At 68.3% G+C, this 20,714-nt stretch carries 22 protein-coding genes; 8 read left to right on the top strand and 14 right to left on the bottom strand.

The genetic code is table 11. The features are described 5' to 3' along the window. Positions 1-34: 34 nt before the first annotated feature. Positions 35-832, bottom strand: a complete 798-nt coding sequence (locus B3Z70_RS08270; RefSeq protein WP_292022306.1) for a transglycosylase SLT domain-containing protein — start codon at positions 830-832, stop codon at positions 35-37. Between the two features lie 197 nt (positions 833-1,029). On the opposite strand from B3Z70_RS08270, the gene B3Z70_RS08265 reads away from it, so the two are divergent. Continuing rightward, positions 1,030-1,734 carry a TonB family protein gene (locus B3Z70_RS08265; protein WP_292022308.1) on the top strand — a complete coding sequence of 235 codons (705 nt, stop codon included), beginning with the start codon at positions 1,030-1,032 and terminating at the stop codon, positions 1,732-1,734. Here B3Z70_RS08265 and B3Z70_RS08260 read toward each other — a convergent pair. Beyond that, a complete protein-coding gene (locus B3Z70_RS08260; protein ID WP_292045345.1) occupies positions 1,731-2,744 on the bottom strand; it encodes an NAD(P)/FAD-dependent oxidoreductase in 1,014 nt (337 codons plus the stop codon). The two genes, B3Z70_RS08265 and B3Z70_RS08260, sit on opposite strands and share 4 nt — an antisense overlap. Positions 2,745-2,791: 47 nt before the next feature. Beyond that, positions 2,792-4,633: a phosphoenolpyruvate carboxykinase (GTP) gene (locus B3Z70_RS08255; protein ID WP_292021489.1), complete on the bottom strand. Its 1,842-nt coding sequence runs from the start codon at positions 4,631-4,633 to the stop codon at positions 2,792-2,794. A 202-nt stretch (positions 4,634-4,835) separates the two neighbouring features. Here B3Z70_RS08255 and B3Z70_RS08250 point away from each other — a divergent pair, with 202 nt between their 5' ends. Beyond that, the gene (locus B3Z70_RS08250) at positions 4,836-5,471 is read left to right on the top strand and encodes a DUF938 domain-containing protein (protein ID WP_292021487.1); all 636 of its coding nucleotides are present in this window, start codon (positions 4,836-4,838) and stop codon (positions 5,469-5,471) included. On the opposite strand, the gene B3Z70_RS08245 is transcribed toward B3Z70_RS08250, so the two are convergent. After that, positions 5,472-5,963, bottom strand: coding sequence for a hypothetical protein (locus B3Z70_RS08245; RefSeq protein ID WP_292045343.1), 492 nt, complete (start codon positions 5,961-5,963; stop codon positions 5,472-5,474). Positions 5,964-6,242: 279 nt separating this feature from the next. On the opposite strand from B3Z70_RS08245, the gene B3Z70_RS08240 reads away from it, so the two are divergent. Beyond that, positions 6,243-7,016, top strand: coding sequence for a pseudouridine synthase (locus B3Z70_RS08240; protein WP_292021483.1), 774 nt, complete (start codon positions 6,243-6,245; stop codon positions 7,014-7,016). A 4-nt stretch (positions 7,017-7,020) separates the two neighbouring features. Here the strand turns inward: B3Z70_RS08240 and B3Z70_RS08235 are convergent, their stop codons facing one another. The 8 genes from B3Z70_RS08235 to B3Z70_RS08200 are packed head-to-tail and all read right to left on the bottom strand — an operon-like array spanning position 7,021 to position 13,719. Continuing rightward, a complete protein-coding gene (locus B3Z70_RS08235; protein WP_292021481.1) occupies positions 7,021-7,773 on the bottom strand; it encodes an ATP12 family chaperone protein in 753 nt (250 codons plus the stop codon). A 17-nt stretch (positions 7,774-7,790) separates the two neighbouring features. Next, positions 7,791-9,275 (bottom strand): putative 2OG-Fe(II) oxygenase, encoded by a 1,485-nt coding sequence (locus B3Z70_RS08230; protein ID WP_292045341.1) that lies wholly within the window; start codon positions 9,273-9,275, stop codon positions 7,791-7,793. Beyond that, a complete protein-coding gene (locus tag B3Z70_RS08225) occupies positions 9,272-10,297 on the bottom strand; it encodes an RluA family pseudouridine synthase (protein WP_292020707.1) in 1,026 nt (341 codons plus the stop codon). Before B3Z70_RS08225 ends, B3Z70_RS08230 begins: the two co-directional genes overlap by 4 nt. After that, positions 10,294-10,689, bottom strand: a complete 396-nt coding sequence (gene crcB / locus B3Z70_RS08220; protein ID WP_292020709.1) for a fluoride efflux transporter CrcB — start codon at positions 10,687-10,689, stop codon at positions 10,294-10,296. Before crcB ends, B3Z70_RS08225 begins: the two co-directional genes overlap by 4 nt. 40 nt (positions 10,690-10,729) lie before the next feature. Then, the gene (locus B3Z70_RS08215) at positions 10,730-11,218 is read right to left on the bottom strand and encodes a CC0125/CC1285 family lipoprotein (RefSeq protein ID WP_292020711.1); all 489 of its coding nucleotides are present in this window, start codon (positions 11,216-11,218) and stop codon (positions 10,730-10,732) included. Between the two features lie 49 nt (positions 11,219-11,267). Then, positions 11,268-11,621 carry a DUF1304 domain-containing protein gene (locus tag B3Z70_RS08210; RefSeq protein ID WP_292020713.1) on the bottom strand — a complete coding sequence of 118 codons (354 nt, stop codon included), beginning with the start codon at positions 11,619-11,621 and terminating at the stop codon, positions 11,268-11,270. A gap of 27 nt (positions 11,622-11,648) precedes the next feature. Continuing rightward, positions 11,649-12,374 carry an RluA family pseudouridine synthase gene (locus tag B3Z70_RS08205; protein ID WP_292020715.1) on the bottom strand — a complete coding sequence of 242 codons (726 nt, stop codon included), beginning with the start codon at positions 12,372-12,374 and terminating at the stop codon, positions 11,649-11,651. Positions 12,375-12,390: 16 nt separating this feature from the next. Then, on the bottom strand, positions 12,391-13,719 hold the full coding sequence (locus tag B3Z70_RS08200; protein ID WP_292020718.1) for a replication-associated recombination protein A: 1,329 nt from the start codon (positions 13,717-13,719) through the stop codon (positions 12,391-12,393). Positions 13,720-13,794: 75 nt separating this feature from the next. Between B3Z70_RS08200 and B3Z70_RS08195 the strand changes: the two genes are divergently transcribed. Further along, complete coding sequence (locus tag B3Z70_RS08195; RefSeq protein ID WP_292045340.1) at positions 13,795-14,217, top strand: VOC family protein; 423 nt, start codon at positions 13,795-13,797, stop codon at positions 14,215-14,217. Positions 14,218-14,229: 12 nt separating this feature from the next. Here the strand turns inward: B3Z70_RS08195 and B3Z70_RS08190 are convergent, their stop codons facing one another. Next, complete coding sequence (locus B3Z70_RS08190) at positions 14,230-15,633, bottom strand: Do family serine endopeptidase (RefSeq protein ID WP_292020722.1); 1,404 nt, start codon at positions 15,631-15,633, stop codon at positions 14,230-14,232. Between the two features lie 162 nt (positions 15,634-15,795). Here B3Z70_RS08190 and mutL point away from each other — a divergent pair, with 162 nt between their 5' ends. After that, a complete protein-coding gene (gene mutL, locus B3Z70_RS08185; RefSeq protein WP_292020724.1) occupies positions 15,796-17,691 on the top strand; it encodes a DNA mismatch repair endonuclease MutL in 1,896 nt (631 codons plus the stop codon). Between the two features lie 12 nt (positions 17,692-17,703). Here the strand turns inward: mutL and B3Z70_RS08180 are convergent, their stop codons facing one another. Continuing rightward, positions 17,704-18,090: a hypothetical protein gene (locus B3Z70_RS08180; protein WP_292020726.1), complete on the bottom strand. Its 387-nt coding sequence runs from the start codon at positions 18,088-18,090 to the stop codon at positions 17,704-17,706. 129 nt (positions 18,091-18,219) lie between these two features. Here B3Z70_RS08180 and B3Z70_RS08175 point away from each other — a divergent pair, with 129 nt between their 5' ends. From B3Z70_RS08175 to B3Z70_RS08165, 3 genes are all read left to right on the top strand, one after another. Continuing rightward, positions 18,220-19,005 (top strand): AraC family transcriptional regulator, encoded by a 786-nt coding sequence (locus B3Z70_RS08175; protein ID WP_292020727.1) that lies wholly within the window; start codon positions 18,220-18,222, stop codon positions 19,003-19,005. Between the two features lie 144 nt (positions 19,006-19,149). After that, the gene (locus B3Z70_RS08170) at positions 19,150-20,052 is read left to right on the top strand and encodes an alpha/beta hydrolase (RefSeq protein ID WP_292020728.1); all 903 of its coding nucleotides are present in this window, start codon (positions 19,150-19,152) and stop codon (positions 20,050-20,052) included. Positions 20,053-20,154: 102 nt separating this feature from the next. Beyond that, a complete protein-coding gene (locus tag B3Z70_RS08165) occupies positions 20,155-20,613 on the top strand; it encodes a low molecular weight protein-tyrosine-phosphatase (protein ID WP_292045337.1) in 459 nt (152 codons plus the stop codon). Positions 20,614-20,714 lie beyond the last annotated feature (101 nt).

The following is a 20,714-nucleotide window of genomic DNA, read 5'->3' as shown; positions in this document are numbered from 1 at the left end:
CGGGCGGTTTACCACCGGTTGAAGTTCACAGAACTCAGGTCGTTTCCTTGCCCATTGGCGAGAAGGCGCCGCCGAAGCCGCTGCTGGACGATCCGTCCTGGCCCAGCAACAGGGCCAGAAGCCCCTGGTCCTGCTTCAGCCGGTCCAGCCGCGCGGCCAGCATTTGGTCCTGGTCGCTCAGATTGGGCGTCAAATAGCGCGGCTCGCCCGCTCCGGCCGCCGGCGCGCCCTCGCCCGCCGTGCGCTGCAGATTGGCGTGAACCTCGGCCACTGTGGCCGCGCGACCGTCGCGATAGAAGATGCTGCGGTTCGCGCGCGCCGCCTGGGGGAACAGGGCCGCCGCGCTGCCGCCCGGATTGCGATCCATCGCCTGCATCAGGTCCGCCGCCCCCGCCGGTCCCAGGAAGTGTGCGGCATAGAGATCGCCGGCCCCCGGCTCCTTGCCCGTGCGTCCGCGCAGATAGGCGGCGTTGGACGCCGTCAGCTCCGCCGCCATGGTCGACGCGGCGTGCGGATCGAAACGCAGGTCCAGCACCACATTGCGCGCCGACCCCTCCACCCGCCAGCGGCCGTCCGATCCGCGATGGATCAGGTCGGCGTATTGTCCATAGCCATGCTGGGCGCCATGCTGCTTGACCGTGCCCAGCCAGGTCTGTTCGATGAACTGGAACAGGCCCGCCGCCGAAGACGTCGGGGCCTTGGCCGAGGGGTTCATCGCGCTTTCGCGCCGCGCGGTCTTGACCATGAAGTCATAGTCCACGCCCACGGCCGCCGAGGCGCGCCTGATCGCCGCCTCAACCCCGCCTGCCGATGGAATCGCTCCGATGCCCATGCGCGCAATGGTCGGCGAACGTGGTTAACCAATCCCTAATCCTTGACGGCGGCGTTAACGGATCGACGTTGGTCGAACGCGCTCGGCTTGCCGCAAAGCCGCCACAACCTGCGCGCTCAACTTCACCTTACGGGCGCTGCGGGGGCGGTGAACGAGGGAGTTAGGCCATGATGATGCAAACCGCCGGCGGACCCGGCTTGATCAGCCCCATCGACTTCGGGGAACGCAAGAAACCCATCCCGCGCTGGATGCTAACCGCCATCGGCGTCTCGGTGATCCTGCACGTCGCGGCGGGCGTGGTGCTTTACAATCAACGGTTCGAGCTGAGCGGAATAAGCGATCCGATCCCAGATGAGCCGATCTTCAGGGTCACGATGGAAACGCCACCCAAACCCAAGCCATTACCGACCCCGGAAACAGCGGCGCCGCCGACGCCTGTTCATAACTCACCGCTTCCTGCGCCGAATACCGTGGAAACGATCCCGCTGACCCCGCCTGAGCCCGGTGTCGCTACCGCTCAACCGGGCTTGCCGATCATCAGCGTCGCCCCAACCGGCGTCGAAGGCGGCACGGCCACGGTCGAGACCCCGCCCCGCGCGCCCTCGGTGATCAACAATCCGACCTGGGCCAGCCGTCCGTCCGCGGCGCAGATGGCGCGGGCCTATCCGTCTCGCGCGGCGGACAACGGCACGCCGGGTTCCGCCAGCCTTTCGTGCATGGTGCGGGTGGACGGCGGTCTGACTGGTTGTCGCGTCGTGGGCGAAACGCCCAGCGGTCAGGGCTTCGGTCGCGCGGCGCAGAGCCTGACGCGCGACTTCCGCATGAATCCGCGCACCGTTGACGGCCGCCCCGTCGACGGGGCCACGGTCAACTTCACCGTCCGCTTCGCGATGGAGGGCTAGAACCGACCGGGGTCGAGGGCGCGGGCGTGCAGCGACGCCGCCCGCCCCTCGATCGCATCGGCGACCACCTGGCCGACCAGCGGCCCCAGCAGCCAACCATTGCGGCGCGGCGCCAAGGCCATGAATAGCCCCGGCCCCCCCGGCGCCGCGCCCGCCAGCGGCAGACCATCCGCCGTGGCCCCGCGCACGCCCGCGCGCCATTCGATCTCCAGCGGCTCAAGCGTCCGACCCAACACCCGCCACGCGGCCTGAACCAGGCGCTCGCCCGCCGCCGCGTCCGGCGCCGTGTCGCGACGCCCCGGCTCCATCGTCGCGCCCACGACCACGCCCGTCCCCATCGGCGCGACATAGGCGCCGGGCCCGCGCACCACATGGGCCGCCAAAGCCTGCGTCATCGTGCCGATCTGACCGCGAATGGGCTGGATCGCCGCCACCTGTTGGCGCACCGCCTGGGGCAGGCCGAGAACGGCCCCCTCAGCGCCCGTCGCCAGCACCACGGCGTCGGTCTGCAGCGCGCGGCGATCCGTCTGCACACGCCATCCTCCGCCCGTGCGACGAACCGCCTCCACACGCCCGGTCATGACCGCATCGCTCAAGGCCGCCTTCATCGCCGCCAGCGCCTGGCCTGGATTGACCTGATAGTCCTCGTCCGTGACGACTCGGTCGCCGTTCAACGACGCTTGAAACCCCAGCGCCCGCATCCGCGCGGCGATCACCGCCGCGTCCCCGCCGCGCCATTCCGCCGGTCGCCTCGCCAAAGCGATTCCGGCGGCCTGGGCGAAATCCGGCCACAGGTCGCGGGACTCGCGGAACAGGGCGGCCCGTTCCGGCGAGGCGTCGTCTATCGCCGCCTCCATCGCCGGGGCGATCATGCCCGCCGCGACCGCAGACGCGTTCGCTTCGCCGGGATCGACCACCAAAAAGGAGCGCCCGCGCCGATGCAGTTCGAACGCCGTGCAGAGGCCAAGCACGCCGGCGCCGACGATCACGATGGAGGAGGAAGACGTCACGGCCCGTCTGATCGACCCGCGACGTCCTCAATGCAAGTGTCGGCGGCCTATTCCGCCGCCATCGAGGCCCCTGCGGCCCGGTCGAGCCGCGCGACCAGAGCCGCGTGCTGGTCCCACAATGCGGCCGGCAGTCGCTCGCCGAACCGGCGATAGAAGTCGGGGATCAGCGCCGCCTCCTCGGCCCAGACGCCGGCGTCCACATCCAAGAGGATCGACAACTGCGCCGCCGTCAGGTCCAGACCCAACAGGTCCAGCGCCTCGGGCGACGGCACCCGACCAACGGCGGTGTCCACGGCCGTCGCCTCGCCGTCGATCCGCTCGCTGATCCATTTCAGCACGCGCGCATTGTCGCCGAATCCCGGCCAGACGAAGCGGCCGTCCTGATCCTTCCTGAACCAGTTGACGAAGAAGATGCGCGGCAGTTTCGCGGCGTCGCGCCCCTGCCCCATCTTCAGCCAATGGGCGAAATAGTCGCCCATATTGTAACCGCAGAAGGGCAGCATGGCGAACGGGTCGCGGCGCAGTTCCCCGACCTTGTTCTCGGCCGCCGCCGTGCCTTCCGACGCCACGGTCGATCCCATGAACACCCCGTGCTCCCAGTCGAACGCCTCCGTCACCAGCGGCACGGCGCTGGCCCGACGTCCGCCGAACAGGATGGCGTCGATGGGCACGCCCCTGGGGTCCTCCCACTCCGGCGCGATGGCGGGGCATTGGCCGGCGGGCGAGGCGAAGCGGGCGTTCGGATGGGCCGCCGGCTCGCCCGACGCCGGATCGTGCGGCTGACCCTTCCAGTTGGTCAGACCGTCGGGCGCGGTCTTGGTCATCCCCTCCCACCACACGTCGCCGTCTTCGGTCAGGGCGGTGTTGGTGAAGATGGTGTTGGTCGCCAGGGTCTCCAGCGCATTGTGGTTGGTGTCACGGCTGGTGCCGGGCGCCACGCCGAAGAAGCCAGCCTCGGGGTTCACGGCATACAGCCGTCCGTCATCGCCGAACCGCATCCAGGCGATGTCGTCGCCGATGGTCTCGGCCTTCCAGCCCGGCAGGCTCGGCTGCAGCATGGCCAGGTTCGTCTTGCCGCAGGCCGAGGGGAAGGCGGCGGCGACATATTTGGCGCGTCCCTTGGGATCGGTTAGTTTCAGGATCAGCATATGTTCGGCCAGCCAGCCCTCGTCGCGGGCCATGACCGAGGCGATCCGCAGCGCATAGCATTTCTTGCCCAACAGGGCGTTGCCGCCATAGCCGGAGCCATAGGACCAGATTTCGCGCGTCTCGGGGAAATGGACGATCCATTTGTCGTCGTTGCAGGGCCACGGCACATCGGCCTGCGCCTGGGCCAACGGCGCGCCCAGCGTATGGACGGCGGGCACGAACACGCCCTTGTCGCCCAACTGATCCAGCGCCGGCTTGCCCATCCGGGTCATCACGCCCATCGACAGGGCGACATAGCCGCTGTCGGTGATCTCGACGCCCAGGGCGCTGATCTCCGAACCCAGCGGCCCCATGCAGAAGGGCGCGACATACATGGTCCGCCCGGCCATGCAGCCGTCGAACAGCCCCGCCAGACGCTCGCGCATCGCGATGGGATCGGCCCAGTTGTTGGTCGGACCGGCGTCCGCCTCATCTTCCGAACAGATGAAGGTGCGGCTCTCCACCCGCGCGACGTCGCGCGGATCGGAGGCGGCGTAGTAGCATCCCGGCCGCTTGTCCTGATCCAGCGCCTTCAGCGTGCCCTTGGCCAGCAGGTCGGCGACGATAGCCTGCTTCTCGGCCTCGGATCCGTCGCACCAATGAACGCGGGCGGGCCGGGTCAGGGCGGCGATCTGCTCGACCCAGGCGATCAGCCCGGCATGATGGGTGGGCGCCGGACGCAATCCGGGCGTGGTGGACATGGACAATGGACGTCTCCTGAGCAAAGGAGGTCTGGCGATCTGACGCCGCCATGACCCGAAAACACTACGATCACGCACTGTTACAGGCGCAATGCGCCCCAGCGGTTTCATCGTCAAATTGCGCAAGAAATGGACGTATCATTCGGCTTTCGCGGCAAGAAATCGCAGATGCCCAAGCCGCCGTCCCGGAGTATCAGGACGTATGAACAGCCTGGATTCCATCGCCGCCCTGCCCGACGGCGCCCTGACTTCGCCGGCCGCCCGGCGCAACGCCCAGGCCATTCTGCGGGTCCTGCGCGCCCATCTGCCGGCTGCCGGATCGGTGCTGGAGGTCGCCTCGGGTTCGGGCGAACACGCCGTCGCCTTTTCGTCCGCCCTACCGGCCCTGCGTTGGACGCCCAGCGACCCCAGCGCCCAGGCGCGCGACAGCATCGCCGCCTGGAGCCGCACGGCGTCCCTGCCGAATCTCCAGCCGCCCCTCGCCCTTGACGCGCAGGACCCGACGACCTGGCCGACAGGGCCTTTCGACGCCCTATATTGCGCGAACATGACGCACATCAGCCCCTGGTCGGCGACCGAGGGGCTGATGGATCTGGCCGGCCGAACCCTGCGGCGTCCGGGCGGGCTGCTCGTTCTCTATGGCCCCTATCGCGAGGCGGAGGTCGCGCTGGCGCCGTCGAACGCCGCCTTCGACGACAGCCTGAAGTCGCGCAATCCCGACTGGGGCCTGCGCGACCGCGACGCTGTCCAGACCCTGGCCCGCGCGCATGGCCTGGTCGCCACGCTCAGGGTGCGGATGCCGGCCGAGAACCTGATGCTTCTGTTCAGGGCCGCCTGATCAGGACAGGGCGGCGACGGCCTTGGACAGGTCCGTGCGCTCGTTCAGCACGGTCGGCTGACCGCCGCTGAAGATCGCCGCCTCCGCCTCGACCGTCGCGCCGAACCGTTCGGCCGTCAGGGCGACGCCGTCCGCGAAGGCGATGATAGTCAGGTCGTTGGCGCGCGCCAGGTCGATCAGCGAACGCACGACGGCCAGCGACGCCTCGTCGGTCGATCCGCCCGGAACGACCAGCCCCTTCAGCCGGCCTTCCGCGATGTCCTTGGCCGTGGCGGTCGCCAGCACGGTCACGCCGCCCGACACCAGACTGGCCTCGCCGGTCGACATCGGCGCCAGTCCCACGCCCTCGGCCCGCAACGCGCCCTCCACATCGCCCAGCGGTCCGAACTCCATATTGCGCCGCATCACCAGCCCCATGCGCAGACGGGTGGGAACGGGGCGGTTGTATCCAGTGCGGCGGGGTCCAGCGGAAGATTTGTTTTGAGCGTACAAGACGTATCCTTTGTCGGTTTCAATAATGTCTCAGATTCACCGCCTCGGGCGCGCAAATCCTTCACCCACGACGCCAGAAAAATGAAAATCGACGGGTTCGACCGGCGTCGTCCCGCACTCTGGCTTATTTGGGGTGTGCGGACGGATATAGTGTCGAAACAATCCGCATCAACCCGCGCGCCTGCAAATCAGGCGCTTTCATTTTCTGAAAATGATGGCCGGCTTGCCCGCCCTGTTGACCGGCTCTAGACAGCGGCATCGACTGGACGACGGAATCGCATGGCCTTCACCCGCACCTATGACGGCGACGAACCCGTTCGCGTGAACAAATGGCTGGGCCAGACCGGCGTCTGTTCCCGGCGCGAGGCCGACAGTCTGATCGCCAACGGCCTGGTCTCCATCGACGGCGAAACCATCGGCGACGCGGGCCGCAAGATTCAGCCGGGCGAGACTCTGACCCTGAACGACACGGCCCAGGCGGCCCTGGCGTCGGGCATGACCCTGGTGCTGCACAAGCCGGTCGGATACGTCTCGGGCCAGCCCGATCCCGGCAAAATCCCCGCCGTGCGCCTGTTGAAGACGCCCAATCGCATCGGCGAGGGCGAGACACCCGCCCGCGACGCCTCCCTGCCCCCCATCGGTCGGCTGGACGAGGATTCGCGAGGGCTTCTGCTGCTGTCGTCCGACGGCGTGGTGGCCAAGGCGGTGATCGGCCCGTCGTCCGAACTGGACAAGGAATATCTGGTTGTCGTCGATGGCCAGATCACCGAGAACAAACTGGGTCTGCTGCGTCACGGCCTGTCGCTGAACGACAAGCCGCTGAAACCCGCCCGCGTCACCCAGACCGGGCCGCAGGGCCTGCGGTTCATCCTGACCGAGGGCAAGTATCGCCAGATCCGCCGGATGTGCGAACTGGTCGGGCTGGAGGTCGTGGACCTGCACCGCATCCGCATCGGTCCGCTGCTGCTGGGCGACCTGCCCGAGGGGCGCTGGCGCCATCTGACCGATCAGGAACGCACGGCCCTGATCGCCGCGTCCACGGCCTCGGCCTGACGCCCTAATCGAGCGCCCTGAACCACCGATCCAGCATTTCCGCCTCGGCGCGGCGCGCCTGGGTGCGTTCGGCCGCTTCGGCGTCCACGCCCCACTGATCTTCCTGAAACGCCTCGTCGATCCGCGACAGGTCGAAGGCCTCGCCGCCCGTCAGCGCGCCCCGCTCGACCGCCAGCGCCAGCACCGCCGACCCCAACAGAGGCACCGCCGTCGCCAAGCCCGTCAGGCGGAAGTCATCCAGCGTCAGGGCGTGGGCCTTCACCCGCGCGATGGCCTCGGGCGACTGGGACCGGTGGACGATGCCGCTGGTCGGCTCCAGCACGATCCCCATCTCCCGCGCGGCCCAGGCGCGCCACGGCCCCCACTCGCGCGCCTGTCGTTCGACCAGCGCCGTAGGATGCTCGGCCAGGTAACAGACCACGTCCGATCCGGCATAGGCCGCGATCTCGTCGGCCACCGCCTCGCGCGCGCCGCCGATCCGGTCGATGGCGGTCGACGCCAGCCGGGTCGCCGGCATGGTCGAGGGATCGAGAAACTGTTCCTGCGCCGCCCATTCGTCCGCCGCCATGCGCGCCGCCGCCTCGGTGGGCAGCACCAGCGGCGCCTTGTCCGGCGTCTTTGGCGTGCGCCCGTCCAGCAGCACGGCCCAGCCCCCCTCGGTGTGCGCCCCCACGCCGGCCTCGGTCCAGAAGCGGGCGATGCGATCGGGCGAAAGCTCCACGAAACGCGGGCGATGCGGGGCGGGCTGGTCGGTCATGGAAGCTCCGTCGAAGATCAGGCCGGCACGACGTCGAACGCCAGCGTCAGGCGTGACGCCTCGCCGCCGAACGGCTGGGTGCCGTGCCACATATAGGAGGGAAACAGCACCAGCGTCCCCGCCTGCGGTCGCACATGGTGCTGGGCCGTCAGGTGCGGCAGGCCGGGCGGCGCGCCGAACCGCAGCCAGCCCTCGCGCCCCTCGCCTTCGACCGACGGCGGAACCTCGATATGACACGCCGAGGACAGCCAGCCGTCCGAATGGATATGGTCGGCGTGAAACCCGTTGGGGCGCAGCCGCACCGACCAACTGCCCTTGACGCGATAGTCGCCGGTGTTGCGCGCCCTCAACGGATCGTCGCCCTGGCCCAGCGCCGCCATATAGGCCCGGATCGGCGCTTCGATGGCGGCGAAGAAGGCGCGGATCGCCGGATCGTCGCTCTGCGTCAGCGACATCGCCGTCTGCGATCCGCCGCGCAACGACTGTCCGACCGGATGGGTCTTCAACCTGTGCAGCCGGTTAAGCCCGGCCGCCAGATCGCCCAGATAGTCCGCCAACGTCGCCCACCCGTCCGGCGTCTCCAACCGATAGGGCCGCACGAAGGCGTCATAGTCATAGAGCTGCGCATAGCGTGCATCGCCCAGCATTCGCCACGCCGTCGCCTGGTGCGCCAGGACGTGCTGGTTCAGCGGCTCCCGGGCCCTGAGCGCCGTGATCGGCTCCAGCGCCGCCTCGGGTCGGCCGAGCGCCAGCAGACATTCCGCCTGGGTCGTCATCACCGCCGGCACGGCCGCGCCTGCCAGCGCCGCCGCCCGGTTCGCATGGTTCAGCGCCCGCCGCGGGTCCAGCCCCATACAGGCCTGCGCCGCCGCCAGTTCGCCCGGCGCGTCCAGCGCCCCCGCGACCAGGGTGCGATACGCCCCTTTCGCGTCGCCCGCATACTCCAGCAACCGCGCCTTGATCCGGCGCAGCCCCGCATCGCCCGGCGCCGCCGCGATGGCGAGATCCACCGGCGCGCTGGCGGCCGCAACGTCGGCGTCGCGCATCCAGATCAACTGGCTGAGATCCCTCAAGACCTCGCCATAGCCGGGCCGGCGCGACAAGGCCTGGCGATAGGCGTCCTCGGCCGCTTCGAAGCGGTTCTGGGACTGCAGCGCGCGGGCCAGCACCAGCCAGGTCTCCGGGGCATCTCCGCCCAGCGCCATGGCCTCGCGACAGACCGCCTCCGCCTCGGCAGCTCGCCCAAGGTCGCCCAGCGTCGAGGCCAGGTTATGCCGCGCCGGCACGCTGTTTGGGCGCACCGCGATCAGCCTCCGCGACAGCGCCAGACTGTCCTCCAGCCGCCCGGCCTGCTTGGCCATGTCGGCATGGATGGACAGGGCCTGCCACGGGGCATCCGGCCGCTGCGTCACGGCCGCCAGCACCGCCAGCGCCGCTTCCTGCCGACCGGATCGGGCCAGGGCCTGGGCGCGTTCGACCTCGGCCTGGGCGCCGACGGTCACCTGATCCTCTTCACGCCCAGGAACGGGTCGTCCTCGGCCTCGTCCTCGGAAAAGCCGAAGTGGGCGAAGCCGGCCTTCATCTCGGGGCTCAACGGCGCCGTGACCTTCAGGACGCCGCCGCGCGGGTGATCCAGCTCGATGCTGCGCGCGTGTAGTTGCAGCTTCAGCGGCCCCGACAGTTCGCGCGATTTATCGTCGCCGTATTTGGGATCGCCCAGGATCGGATGGCCGATCCCCGCCATGTGCGCACGCAACTGGTGCGTCCGCCCGGTGAAGGGACGCAGCGCCATCCAGGCGGCGCGGTGCGAGGCCCGGCTGATGGTCGAAAACGCCGTCTCGGCCGGTTCGGCGCGCGGGTCCTTGCGCTCGGCGGGACGCATCATCTCGAAGTCGTTGATGCCGGTCTTCTTCAACGGCATGTCGATCTGGCCCGAATAGGGTTTCGGATTGCCGATGACGATGGCCCAATAGGTCTTCTTGGCCTGACGCCGCGCGAAGGCGCCGGCCAGCCGCTTTGCCGCTTCCGGCCCCTTGCCCAGCAGCAGGACGCCGGATGTGTCGCGGTCCAGCCGGTGGACCAGACGCGGGCGCTCCAACCCCTCGCCCCAGGCCGACAGGAGACGGTCGACGTGGCGGCTGGTCTTGGTCCCGCCCTGCACGGCCAGGCCGTGCGGCTTGTTCAGCGCGATCACCATGTCGTCTTCGTACAGGACCAGCGACTTGGCGAAGGCGATGTCCTTTTCTGACAGCGTATGCACGTCGCCCGCCTGGCGCGAGGTGTCGTCCGGGATCGGCGGCACGCGCACGGCGGCCCCGGCGGTCAGACGGCCTTCGGGTTTGATACGGGCGCCGTCCACGCGGATCTGACCGCTGCGGGCCATCTTCTGCACCTGGATGTTGGACAGGTGTGGCCAGCGTCGGCGGAACCAGCGGTCCAGGCGGATGCCGTCCTCGTCCTCGGCGACATAGATGGTCAGGACTTCACGCTTCGGGGCGTCTGCTTCGGGCGGCTGGTCGGTCAAGCGGGGACTCCAAAGGAGCGGCGGGCGATCATCAGGCCGACGAACAGGGCCACGATGGCCAAGACCACCGACCCGATCACATAGGCGGCGGCCAGGCCGATCTGGCGGCGCTCGATCATCTGCACCGCCTCCAGCGAATAGGACGAAAAGGTCGTGAACCCGCCCAGCACGCCCACGGCGGCGAACAGGCGCACCGCCTCCTGCTGCGCCCCGCCCCGGAACGCCAGCCAGCCGACCAGCAGCCCCATCAACAGGCCGCCGGCGACATTGGCGGCGAAGGTGCCTGCCGGCCATCCAGCGTTCGGCGCCCACCGGCCGGCCGCGACGCCCAGCCCATAGCGCGCCACCGATCCGATGGCGCCGCCGGCCGCGACGAGAAGAATACGTGTCATCGTGCGGCCTTCTATACGCGGTCCGCAGCGAAAGCGATGGTCAGCGCGGGATAGAACCCTGCACCGAGCGCGCATCATAGGCGTAGGGGCTGTCGGGCTTGGCGCCCCGGCCCATGACGACCTCCAGCGTGGTCGATGTCGGCTGCGGCCCGCTGAAGTTCAGACCGACCCCAACGCCAACGCCCGATGCGGAATAGCCGCCGTAACGGCTGCTCCCGCCGCCGATGGAGACGCTGGGACTGACGCCGCCCGCGCCGCCGGGACGGCCGTCGGTCCAGCTTTGCGTCACTTCGAACCAGTCATAGCCCTGTTCGGTCGTCAGGTCCGCCGCGCGCACCAACGCCCAGTCGGCCACGCGACCGGCCGCGCCCACGCCATTGTAGGTCACGCGATATCGGTTGGTTTCGATGCGTTGCTCGGAATACCCCTGCCCGCCCGACCCGCGTTGGGCCGCGTAAGGCGCAAGGCTGGCGCAGGCGGTCAGGGCCAGGGCGGACAAGCCGGTCAGGGCGATGGCGAGACGCTTCATCGGATGAATCCTTTCAACGACATAGCGTCGCAACGGGGTTGGCGTTCCCTCATATACGCAGGGCGAGCGCGATCAGAGCCAGGGCCGCCGGAACCGCCTGCACCAGCAGGATCTTCCGACTGACCGTCGCCGCCCCGTAAAGCCCCGCGACCAGCACGCAGGCCAGGAAGAAGACCTTGATCTGAAAGCCACCCTCGCCCAGCCACAGCCCCCAGGCCAGACCGGCGACCAGAAAGCCGTTGTAGAGGCCCTGATTGGCGGCCAGCACCTTGGTCAGTTCGGCCTTTTCCACGCTCATGCCAAAGGCCTTGCGCCCGCGCGGCGTGGTCCACAGCGCCATCTCCAGCACCACGATATAGGCGTGGATCAGCGCGACGATGACGATCAGCACGGTCGCGATCATAGGCGGCTCTCCCAGGTTCGACGGGTCTTATAGACCCAGGGCGTTCCGCAGCGTCTGGAAATCTTCGGGCGGCGGGGCCTCGACCGTCGTGGTCCCGCCCTCGAGATGCGGAAAGCTCAGCTTGGCGGCGTGCAGCATCAGGCGCGGCGCGGCCCCGACCGGCGTGGTCAGGGCGCCGCCATAGCGCACATCCCCGATCAGCGGCCGCCCCAGATGCGCCATATGCACCCGCAGTTGGTGCATCCGTCCGGTCAGCGGCTCCAGCTCCACCACCGCCCCGTGATCGCTGGCGGCCAGGGTGCGGTATCGGCTCTGCGACCCTTGCGCGCCCGGCGCATCGAAGGCGACGACCCGCATATAGCTCTCGCGCCCGATCTCTTCGCGGCGCAGCGGCGCATCCACCGTGCCGGATCGCGGCTCGGGCGCCGCCGACAGCAAGGCCAGATATTGCTTCCCGAACCGCCGCATCTGCAGCGCCTTGCCCAGGAACCCCGCCGCCGGCTTGGTCTTGGCCGCCAGGATCACGCCCGAGGTGTCGCGATCCAGCCGATGCACCAGCTCCGGCCGCTTGCCGTTCGACCGCGCGAACGCCCACAGCAGATCGTCCAGCGTATGCGCCTTTATCCGCCCCCCCTGGCTGGACAGGCCGCTGGGCTTTGAAAAGGCGATGACGTGCGCATCCTCGTGGATCACCCACGAACGGACGGCGGCGATTTCGTCATCGGACAGGGCGACGGGCTGGCGGTCGGTCATCCGGGGCTTCTAGAGGTCAGTCGCCCGCCGCGTCCACAGCGCCGTCCACCGCCATCCGCGCCCGCATCGCGGCCCAGCGTTCCAGCCGCGCCTTGACCTTCTCCTCGTGCCCCTCGCCCTTGGGCTTGTAGAAGGTTCGGCGCTCCATTTCGTCGGGGAAGAAGTCGGCGCCGGAGAAACCCTCGGGCGTGTCGGGATCGTATTGATAGCCCTTGCCGTAACCGAGTTGTTTCATCAGCTTGGTCGGGGCGTTGCGGATGTGGGCGGGCGGCATCAGCGAGCCGGTCTCATAGGCCGCCTTCTTGGCCGCCTTGAAGGCTTCGTAAACCCCGACCGACTTGGGCGCGGTCGCCAGATGCACCACCGCCTGGGCCAGCGCCAGTTCGCCCTCTGGACTGCCCAGGAAGTCGTAAGTGTCCTTGGCGGCATTGGCGACCAAGATCGACAGCGGGTCCGCCTCGCCGATGTCCTCAACCGCCATCCGCACGATCCGCCGCGCCAGATACAGCGGGTCCTCGCCCCCGTTCAGCATCCGCGCCAACCAATACAGCGCTGCATCCGGGTCCGACCCCCGCACCGATTTATGCAGGGCGGATATGAGGTTATAGTGTTCTTCTCGCGACTTGTCGTAGGCCGGCGCCCGGCGTTGCAGCACCCCGGCCAGGCCCTGCACGTCCAGCATTTCGCCGTCGGGCAGGTCGAACAGCACCTCCGACATGGTCAGCAGATACCGCCCGTCCCCGTCGGCAAGGGCCAGCATCGCCTGTCGCGCCTCCGGCGTCAGCGGCAAAGCCTTCTCCATATGCGCCTCGGCCCGACTCAGCAGCTGATCCAGCGCCGCATCGTCCAGCCGTTTCAGCACATAGACCTGGCTGCGCGACAGCAAGGCCCCGTTCAGCTCGAAACTGGGGTTCTCGGTCGTGGCGCCGACCAGCGTCACAACCCCCGCCTCGACGAAGGGCAGAAAGCCGTCCTGCTGGGCGCGATTGAAGCGGTGGATTTCGTCGACGAACAGCAAGGTGCTCTGCCCCGCCGCCCGCCGCATCCGCGCCGCCTCGAACGCCTTCTTCAGGTCCGCGACGCCCGAAAACACCGCGCTGATCGCCTGATATTCATAGCCCGCCGCCTGGGCCAGCAGCCGCGCGATGGTGGTCTTGCCGGTGCCTGGCGGTCCCCACAGAATCATCGAACCCAGCCGTCCGGCCTCGATCATGCGCCGGATCGGCCCGCCGGGGCCCAGCAGATGGTCCTGTCCCACCACCTCGTCCAGCGTGCGCGGACGCAGGCGGTCGGCCAGGGGGGCGTCGGGGGGCAGAATGCCGGAGGCTTCGAACAGATCGCTCATGAGTGCGACCTATGTAGGCGTTCGCCAAAGGCTTTTCACGCGCTAGTATGGCGCCCTGCCACGGAGACCGCCTTGATGACCGACGCCAATCCCGCCCAAGGGCCGACTTCCGGCGTGACGCCCCACCTGACCATCCCCTCGCGCGGGGCCTCGGCGGCGGTCGATTTCTACATCATCGCCTTCGGTGCCGAGGTGCTGGACCGCAGGCTGGCCGACGACGGCGAACGGCTGATCCACGCCCATCTGAAGATCAACGGCGCCAGCGTCATGCTGAACGACGAGTTTCCGGAATACACCGGCCTTCAGGACGTGCGCCCCACCGGCGTGACCCTGCACCTTCAGGTCGCCGATCCCGACGCCTGGTGGACCCGCGCCCTGGTCGTCGGCGGCGCCGAGCCTGTTCTGGACATGGCCGACCAGTTCTGGGGCGACCGCTACGGCCAGCTCCGCGACCCTTTCGGTCACACCTGGTCCATCGGCGGGCCCAAGAAGGGCTGAAGCGCCCTTCCCTTACCTCAGCACGCCGCGAATCTGACGGCCGCCGCGATTGATGACGACCTCCCACGGACCCCGGCCGGCGCCGGCGGCCTCTATGTCGCGGGCCGAGGCGATGGCGCGGCCGTTGATGCTGACGATCAGGTCGTTCTGGCGGAAGCCCGCCCGCGCCGCATAGCCGCGTCCCGACACGCCGGTGACGATCACCCCCGTCGCGAACGGATCGCCGCCCAGACGGTCGGCCAGGGCCGGGTTCAGGGCCACGACCTCGGCGCCCGCGAACGGACCGGACGCGATGGTCACGCCGCCGCTGGGATCGGCGTCGCCCGGCAGGGGCTGGACCCGCGCCGTCAGGGTCTGGGCCCGACCGTCGCGCAGGATGGCCACCTGCACCTGATCGTTGGGATTGCGCGAGCCGACGCGGTAGTTCAGCCCGCCCTGGTCGTTGATCTCCTGGCCGTCGACCGCGGTGATCACATCGCCCTGGCGCACGCCCGCCCGCGCCGCCGGCCCATTGGCGTAAACCTCGGTGACGACCAACCCTTGCGGCCGGCTCAGACCCAGGCTGCCGGCGATGTCGCCCGTCACCGTGTCGCCCTTCACGCCCAGCCAGGGTCGCACGACCTGTTTCGCCCCGCCCAAAGCGCTGTCGACCACCCGCTTGACCATGGCGGCGGGCACCGCGAACCCGACCCCGGCCGAAGAGCCGGATCGCGAGAAGATCGCCGTGTTGATGCCGATCAGGTCGCCGTCCATGTCCACCAGCGCCCCGCCCGAGTTGCCGGGATTGATGGCCGCATCGGTCTGGATGAAGGAGCCGCTGTCGGAAATGCCGGTCTCGGTGCGGTTCAGGGCCGAGATGATGCCGTTGGTCACCGTCTGGCCCACGCCGAACGGATTGCCGATGGCCAGGACCAGGTCGCCCACCTGCTGCTGCTCGCGGTCGTCGATGGCCAGCACCGGCAGCCGGTCGCTGACGTTTTCCAGCCTCAGCACGGCGATATCGCTGCGCTCGTCGGCCAGGATGACGGTGGCGGGAAACTCGCGCCGGTCGTTCAGCACGACCTTGATCTGCTGGGCGCCCTGGATGACGTGGTTGTTGGTCACCACGATCCCGTCCGAGCGCACGATCACGCCCGACCCCACCGATTCCGCCACCCGCGCCTGCGGAATTCCGCCGCCGAACAGCTGGAAGAAGGGATCGGCCTGCACACGCTGCACGCTGCGCGCCGAGATATTGACCACCGCCGGCGCCGCCGAGCGGACCACGGGCGCGAAGCTGGACTTCATGCCCCCGGCGTCGCTGGGCACGTTTCGCGTCGGCTGGGCGAATTCGCCCTCCTGCGCCTTGGAGCTATTGGGATTGCCGCAAGCCGACAGGGCCAGGGCGGCGGCGAGCACGATCGATCGGGTCTTCATGGTCATCCGAGAAAGGTCAGGCGGTCAGCCACGCCATTCCGCACCGGGTTTCGGGCTGGATCAAGGCGCGCAGCCGTCTGAACGGCCAAGCTGTCGTCGCGTTCCCCGCCCGTCGAACGCCGCATGGCGCGAATCCCCCGCGCGCCCTATCTTGGACTGCTCATGCCCATCCGTCGCCTCTCCCCCGAAACCGTCAACCGCATCGCCGCCGGCGAGGTGGTCGAGCGACCGGCCAGCGCCATCAAGGAACTGGTCGAGAACGCCCTGGACGCCGGCGGTCGCAATATCGAGATTCAGGCCGACGGCGGCGGCCTGTCGCGCATCCTGATCGCCGACGACGGCAAGGGCATTCCGCGGGAGGAACTGCCCCTGGCCATCGAACGCCACGCGACGTCAAAGCTTGAGCCCGACGACGCCGGCGACGTGGACCTGCTGCGCATCCACACCCTGGGCTTCCGGGGCGAAGCCCTGCCCTCCATCGGCTCGGTCGCCCGCCTGTCGATCACCACCCGATCCCGTGACGAAACCGACGCCTGGGCCATCACTGTCGAGGGCGGCGAGACCCGCCCCCTGGCCCCCGCCCCCTTCCCCGGCCCGCACGGCGCGCGGGTGGAGGTGCGCGACCTCTTCTACGCCACCCCCGCCCGGCTCAAGTTCATGAAGTCCGAACGGTCCGAGGCCATGGCCATCTCCGAAGAGATCAAGCGTCAGGCCATGGCGCACGAGGCCGTCGCCTTCACCCTGTCGCTGGACGGCAAGGTCACCCTGCGCCTGCCCGCCGAACACCCCGGCGACGAGGGCCGCCTGAAGCGCCTGTCCGCCCTTCTGGGCCGCGACTTCGAGGCCAACGCCCTGCTGATCGATCAGGAGCGGGATGGCGTGCGCCTGTCGGGCTATGCGGGCCTGCCCACCTATTCGCGCGGCAATGCGGCGCATCAGTATCTGTTCGTCAACGGCCGCCCGGTGAAGGATCGGCTGCTGCAAGGGGCCCTGCGCGGCGCCTACGCCGACTTCCTGGCGCGCGACCGCCACCCGGCCGCCGTCCTCTTCCTCGACATCGATCCGCTCTATGTCGACGTCAACGTCCACCCGGCCAAGGCCGAGGTCCGGTTCCGCGATCCGGCCCTGGTGCGCGGCCTGATCGTCGGCGCCCTGCGTCACGCCCTGCACGCCGCAGGCCACCGCGCCTCAACGACCGTCGCCGCCGACGCCCTGTCGGGGTTCCAGCCCCACACCGGCGTCGCATCCAGCCCCGCCTACAGCCCCAGCGCCCCGTCCGCGCAAGGGTTCAGCGGCTGGACCGGCTGGTCCCAGCCCGCCGCCGCCGCCCAGGTCCTGCCCGGCCTGAACGAACGCAGCGCCCGCGTCGAACCCAGCTGGCCCGCGTTTGGGAACGCCCCTTCATGGCCCCAGCAAGCGGCCGCGCCCGCCAATCACGATTCACCCTTCACGCCTCACACCCCCACGGACCCCCTCGACTACCCCCTGGGCGCCGCGCGTGGCCAACTCCACGCCAACTATATCGTCGCCCAGACCCGCGACGGTCTGGTCATCGTCGATCAGCACGCCGCTCACGAACGGCTGGTCTATGAGCGGATGAAGGCCCAGATGGCCGAGGGGTCCGTGACCCGCCAGGCCCTGCTGACGCCCGAGGTGGTCGATCTGGACCCCGCCGAGGCCGAGCGCGTCGCCTCGCGCGCCGAGGAACTGGCCGAGATGGGCCTGATCGTCGAGGCCTTCGGCGCCGGCGCCGTCCTGGTGCGCGAGACCCCGGCCATGCTGGGCGATACCGATGTTCAGGGCCTGATCCGCGACATCGCCGACGACCTGTCCGAGCACGGCCAGGCCCTGTCGCTCAAGGAACGCCTGGCCGCCATCTGCGGCACCATGGCCTGCCACGGCAGCGTCCGCTCAGGCCGCGTCCTCTCGGCCCCCGAGATGAACGCCCTGCTCCGCCAGATGGAAGCCACCCCCCACTCCGGCCAATGCAACCACGGCCGCCCGACCTATGTGGAGCTGAAGCTGCACGATCTGGAGAAGTTGTTCGGGCGGCGTTGAGCCAACGACGGCCTAACGCCCGACCTTGGCCAGCAGCGTCTCGGCCTGGGCCATGGCGGCGTCGCGCGATTCGACCATGACCATCGGATAGCCCCAGAACTTCTCGAAAATCACGCCAAAGGCGGCGAAGGCCAGCCGCTTAACCGCGCTTGGCTCCACCACGACCATCGCCAGCACGAACCGACGCAAATCGGCCTTGTGCGCCTTCATCCACAGGGACAGGCGTTTCCGCTCCTCGTGCGAAGGCTGCCTGTTCTCATCGGGGGCGGAGTCCGAAAGGATCACGAAAGGCTTGTGGCGGGCAAGGTTGCGCTCGAACTCGGCCATGCCCTCGTCATCGCCGAACCCGTCGGCATAGCTGAACCAGACGTAGGGAAAGCCTGAACTGTCCATGGACATGACGAAACATCCTTTCAGCCAGGAATCTGATGGCCGACCACGAGGATAACCGAGGCGTTGAATGGCGTCATTGCGCACAATCGCCATTCCGTGTTTCAAATCGGCCATTTCAGCGAGAGGCTCAGGCGAATGCGTCTGGACGTGCGCGCCGACTGGCCGACCGCCATTGATGACGACGCGCGCGATATGGTCGTCGCGGCCGGCGTCGGCCGTCTGGAAACGGTCGAGCAGTCCCAACGTCACCGACACCGCAAGGCCCAGCTTCTCTATGGGGTTCGCGGCGCCATCAACTGCGAAATGGAAGAGGCTGTGTGGATCGTACCGCCCGGCTCGGCCATCTGGATTCCCGGCGATACGCCCCATACCGTGTTCGGATCGGGCGACGTGGAATGCGTCTGTCTGTTCATCCACGCGACGCCTGCCGCGCGACTGCCGCCACACGGTTGCGCCATCCTGATTTCAGACCTGCTTCGCCATCTGCTGATGCGCGCCAGTGAAATGCCCGCCCAGTACGACCCTGACGGACCCGAGGGCCGCATCGCCTCGGTCATCCTCGACGAACTGGCCACGGCGCCCATCGAGAATTTCCGCCTGCCGATCCCCTCCGACCCTCGTTTGAAGGCTCTGGCCGAAGCCATGATCGCCAATCCGGCCGCCTCATCGACCGTGGCGCAATGGGCCGCGGGCGTCGGCATGAGCGAACGCACGCTCAACCGCAGACTGTCGTCGGAAATCGGCATGGGTTTCGGCCGCTGGCGACGCCAGCTTCACATCCTGCTGGCGCTGCGCTGGCTGGCTTCCGGGCGATCCGTCCAGTCGGTCGGCCTCGACCTGGGCTACGAAAGCACCAGCAGTTTCGTCAGCATGTTTCGCAAGGCCGTCGGCCAACCGCCTGGTCGTTACCTCGCCAGATAGATCACCAGTTAAGACTGGCGACATACCGGATGGCGATATCGTCCAGGCTGCGTCAGCGTAACGGGTTGAGCCGCTCGCGACATTCATCCATAGCTTGGGGTGGTATTGAAAGCTGGACAGACGACGACCAGAGAAAGCCGCCCCATGCCAAGCATTACTGCGAAGCTCATCGCCTTCTATATTGAGAAATCGGGGCGGAAGGCGGGTTTCTCGGACCCTGACCTCGTCAGAGCCAAGGTTGCGGAGCGCCTGATCAGGCCGACCTCGTTCTCGCCGCCATCGCGCTGGCGCGACCCTGTGGACGTTTCGGTGGATTATTCCTCGGGATGGCCGGTCTACAGACTGGCGCCGACGGATGGCGACGTGAAGCGCGAGGGCGTCTATGTCCACGGCGGCGCCTGGATCAACGAAATCGTCGCGCCTCAGTGGCAGTTGGCGGCTGAGGTGGCCGTGAAGTCCAAAGCGGCGGTCTATGTCCCCATCTATCCCCTGGCGCCTCTGGGAACGGCGGAACCTGTCGTCGACCAGGTAAGCCGGCTTGTCGGCGGCATCGTCGATCGGATTGGCTCCGACCGCACATTCATCATGGGCGATTCGGCGGGCGGACAAATCTCGCTCTCCACGGCGCTTCACCTTCTGCGGACCAGAAACGAGACGCTGGCGAGAACGATTCTCATTTCTCCTGCTCTGGATCTCCGACTGAACAATCCAGCCCTGGACCGTGTCGAAAAGCTGGATCCCTGGCTCGCACGCAGGGGTTTGACGGCGGCTATCGAGATGTGGAGGGGTGGCTTGAAGGTGGACGACCCCAAGGTCAGTCCCCTTCTGGCGGACCTCGCGGGCCTGGGGCCGTTGACCCTTTTCAGCGGATCACACGACATCACCAACCCGGACACCGACCTGCTGGCCGCCAAGGCGAAGACATCGGGTGTGCAGGTTCAGTACTATCGCGAGGAAGGCCTGATCCATGTCTATCCCCTGCTTCTCGGGCCGGAAGCCAAACGCGCGCGCCAGCAGATCGTCGAAACCCTGAACAGCATGGGATGAACCGGCTGGGCGTCGGCGCTCGAAACGGGGCGTGACAGGCAGGCCTGGCCCCAAACCCCAAACCCTGTCGCGCATTAACCCGGCACAGCAACGAACCCATCCATGGCTTCCGTCCTCTTCGTCTGTCTCGGCAACATCTGTCGCTCGCCTCTGGCGGAGGCGGCGCTGCGGGCCGAGGCGCAGCGGTTGCGGATGGATCTGATCGTGGATTCCGCAGGCACGGGCGGCTGGCACATCGGCGAGGCGCCCGATCCGCGCGCTCAGGCCGTGGCGCGCAGGCATGGGGTCGATATTTCCGGCTATCAGGGGCGCCAGGTGAAGCCTGCGGACTTCCGCCGCTTCACCCACATTATCGCCCTGGACCACGACAATCTGGCCAATCTGCGCCGAATCGCGCCCGCAGACGCCACCGCAGACCTCAGCCTCCTGCTGGACCATGTGCCGGGCCGCGAGGGTCAGGCGGTGGCCGACCCCTATTTCGACGAGGACGACGGTTTCGACGTCACATGGGCCGAGGTCACCCAGGCGGCGCAGACTCTTGCGATCAAACTGCGCGCATGACTGAACGCACGAAAGCACGCTGAATCAGCATCTTGCCTGAAAGCAAAGCTGATCGACGCACGGTGCGGCGACGCCAGACTATAATGGCCGCCTGTTCTGAC

This window comes from Brevundimonas sp. UBA6550 (assembly GCF_002434505.1).
Taxonomy (GTDB): domain Bacteria; phylum Pseudomonadota; class Alphaproteobacteria; order Caulobacterales; family Caulobacteraceae; genus Brevundimonas.
The sequence above is the reverse complement of the archived record's forward strand: the minus strand, read 5'-3'. Positions and strand labels throughout refer to the sequence as shown.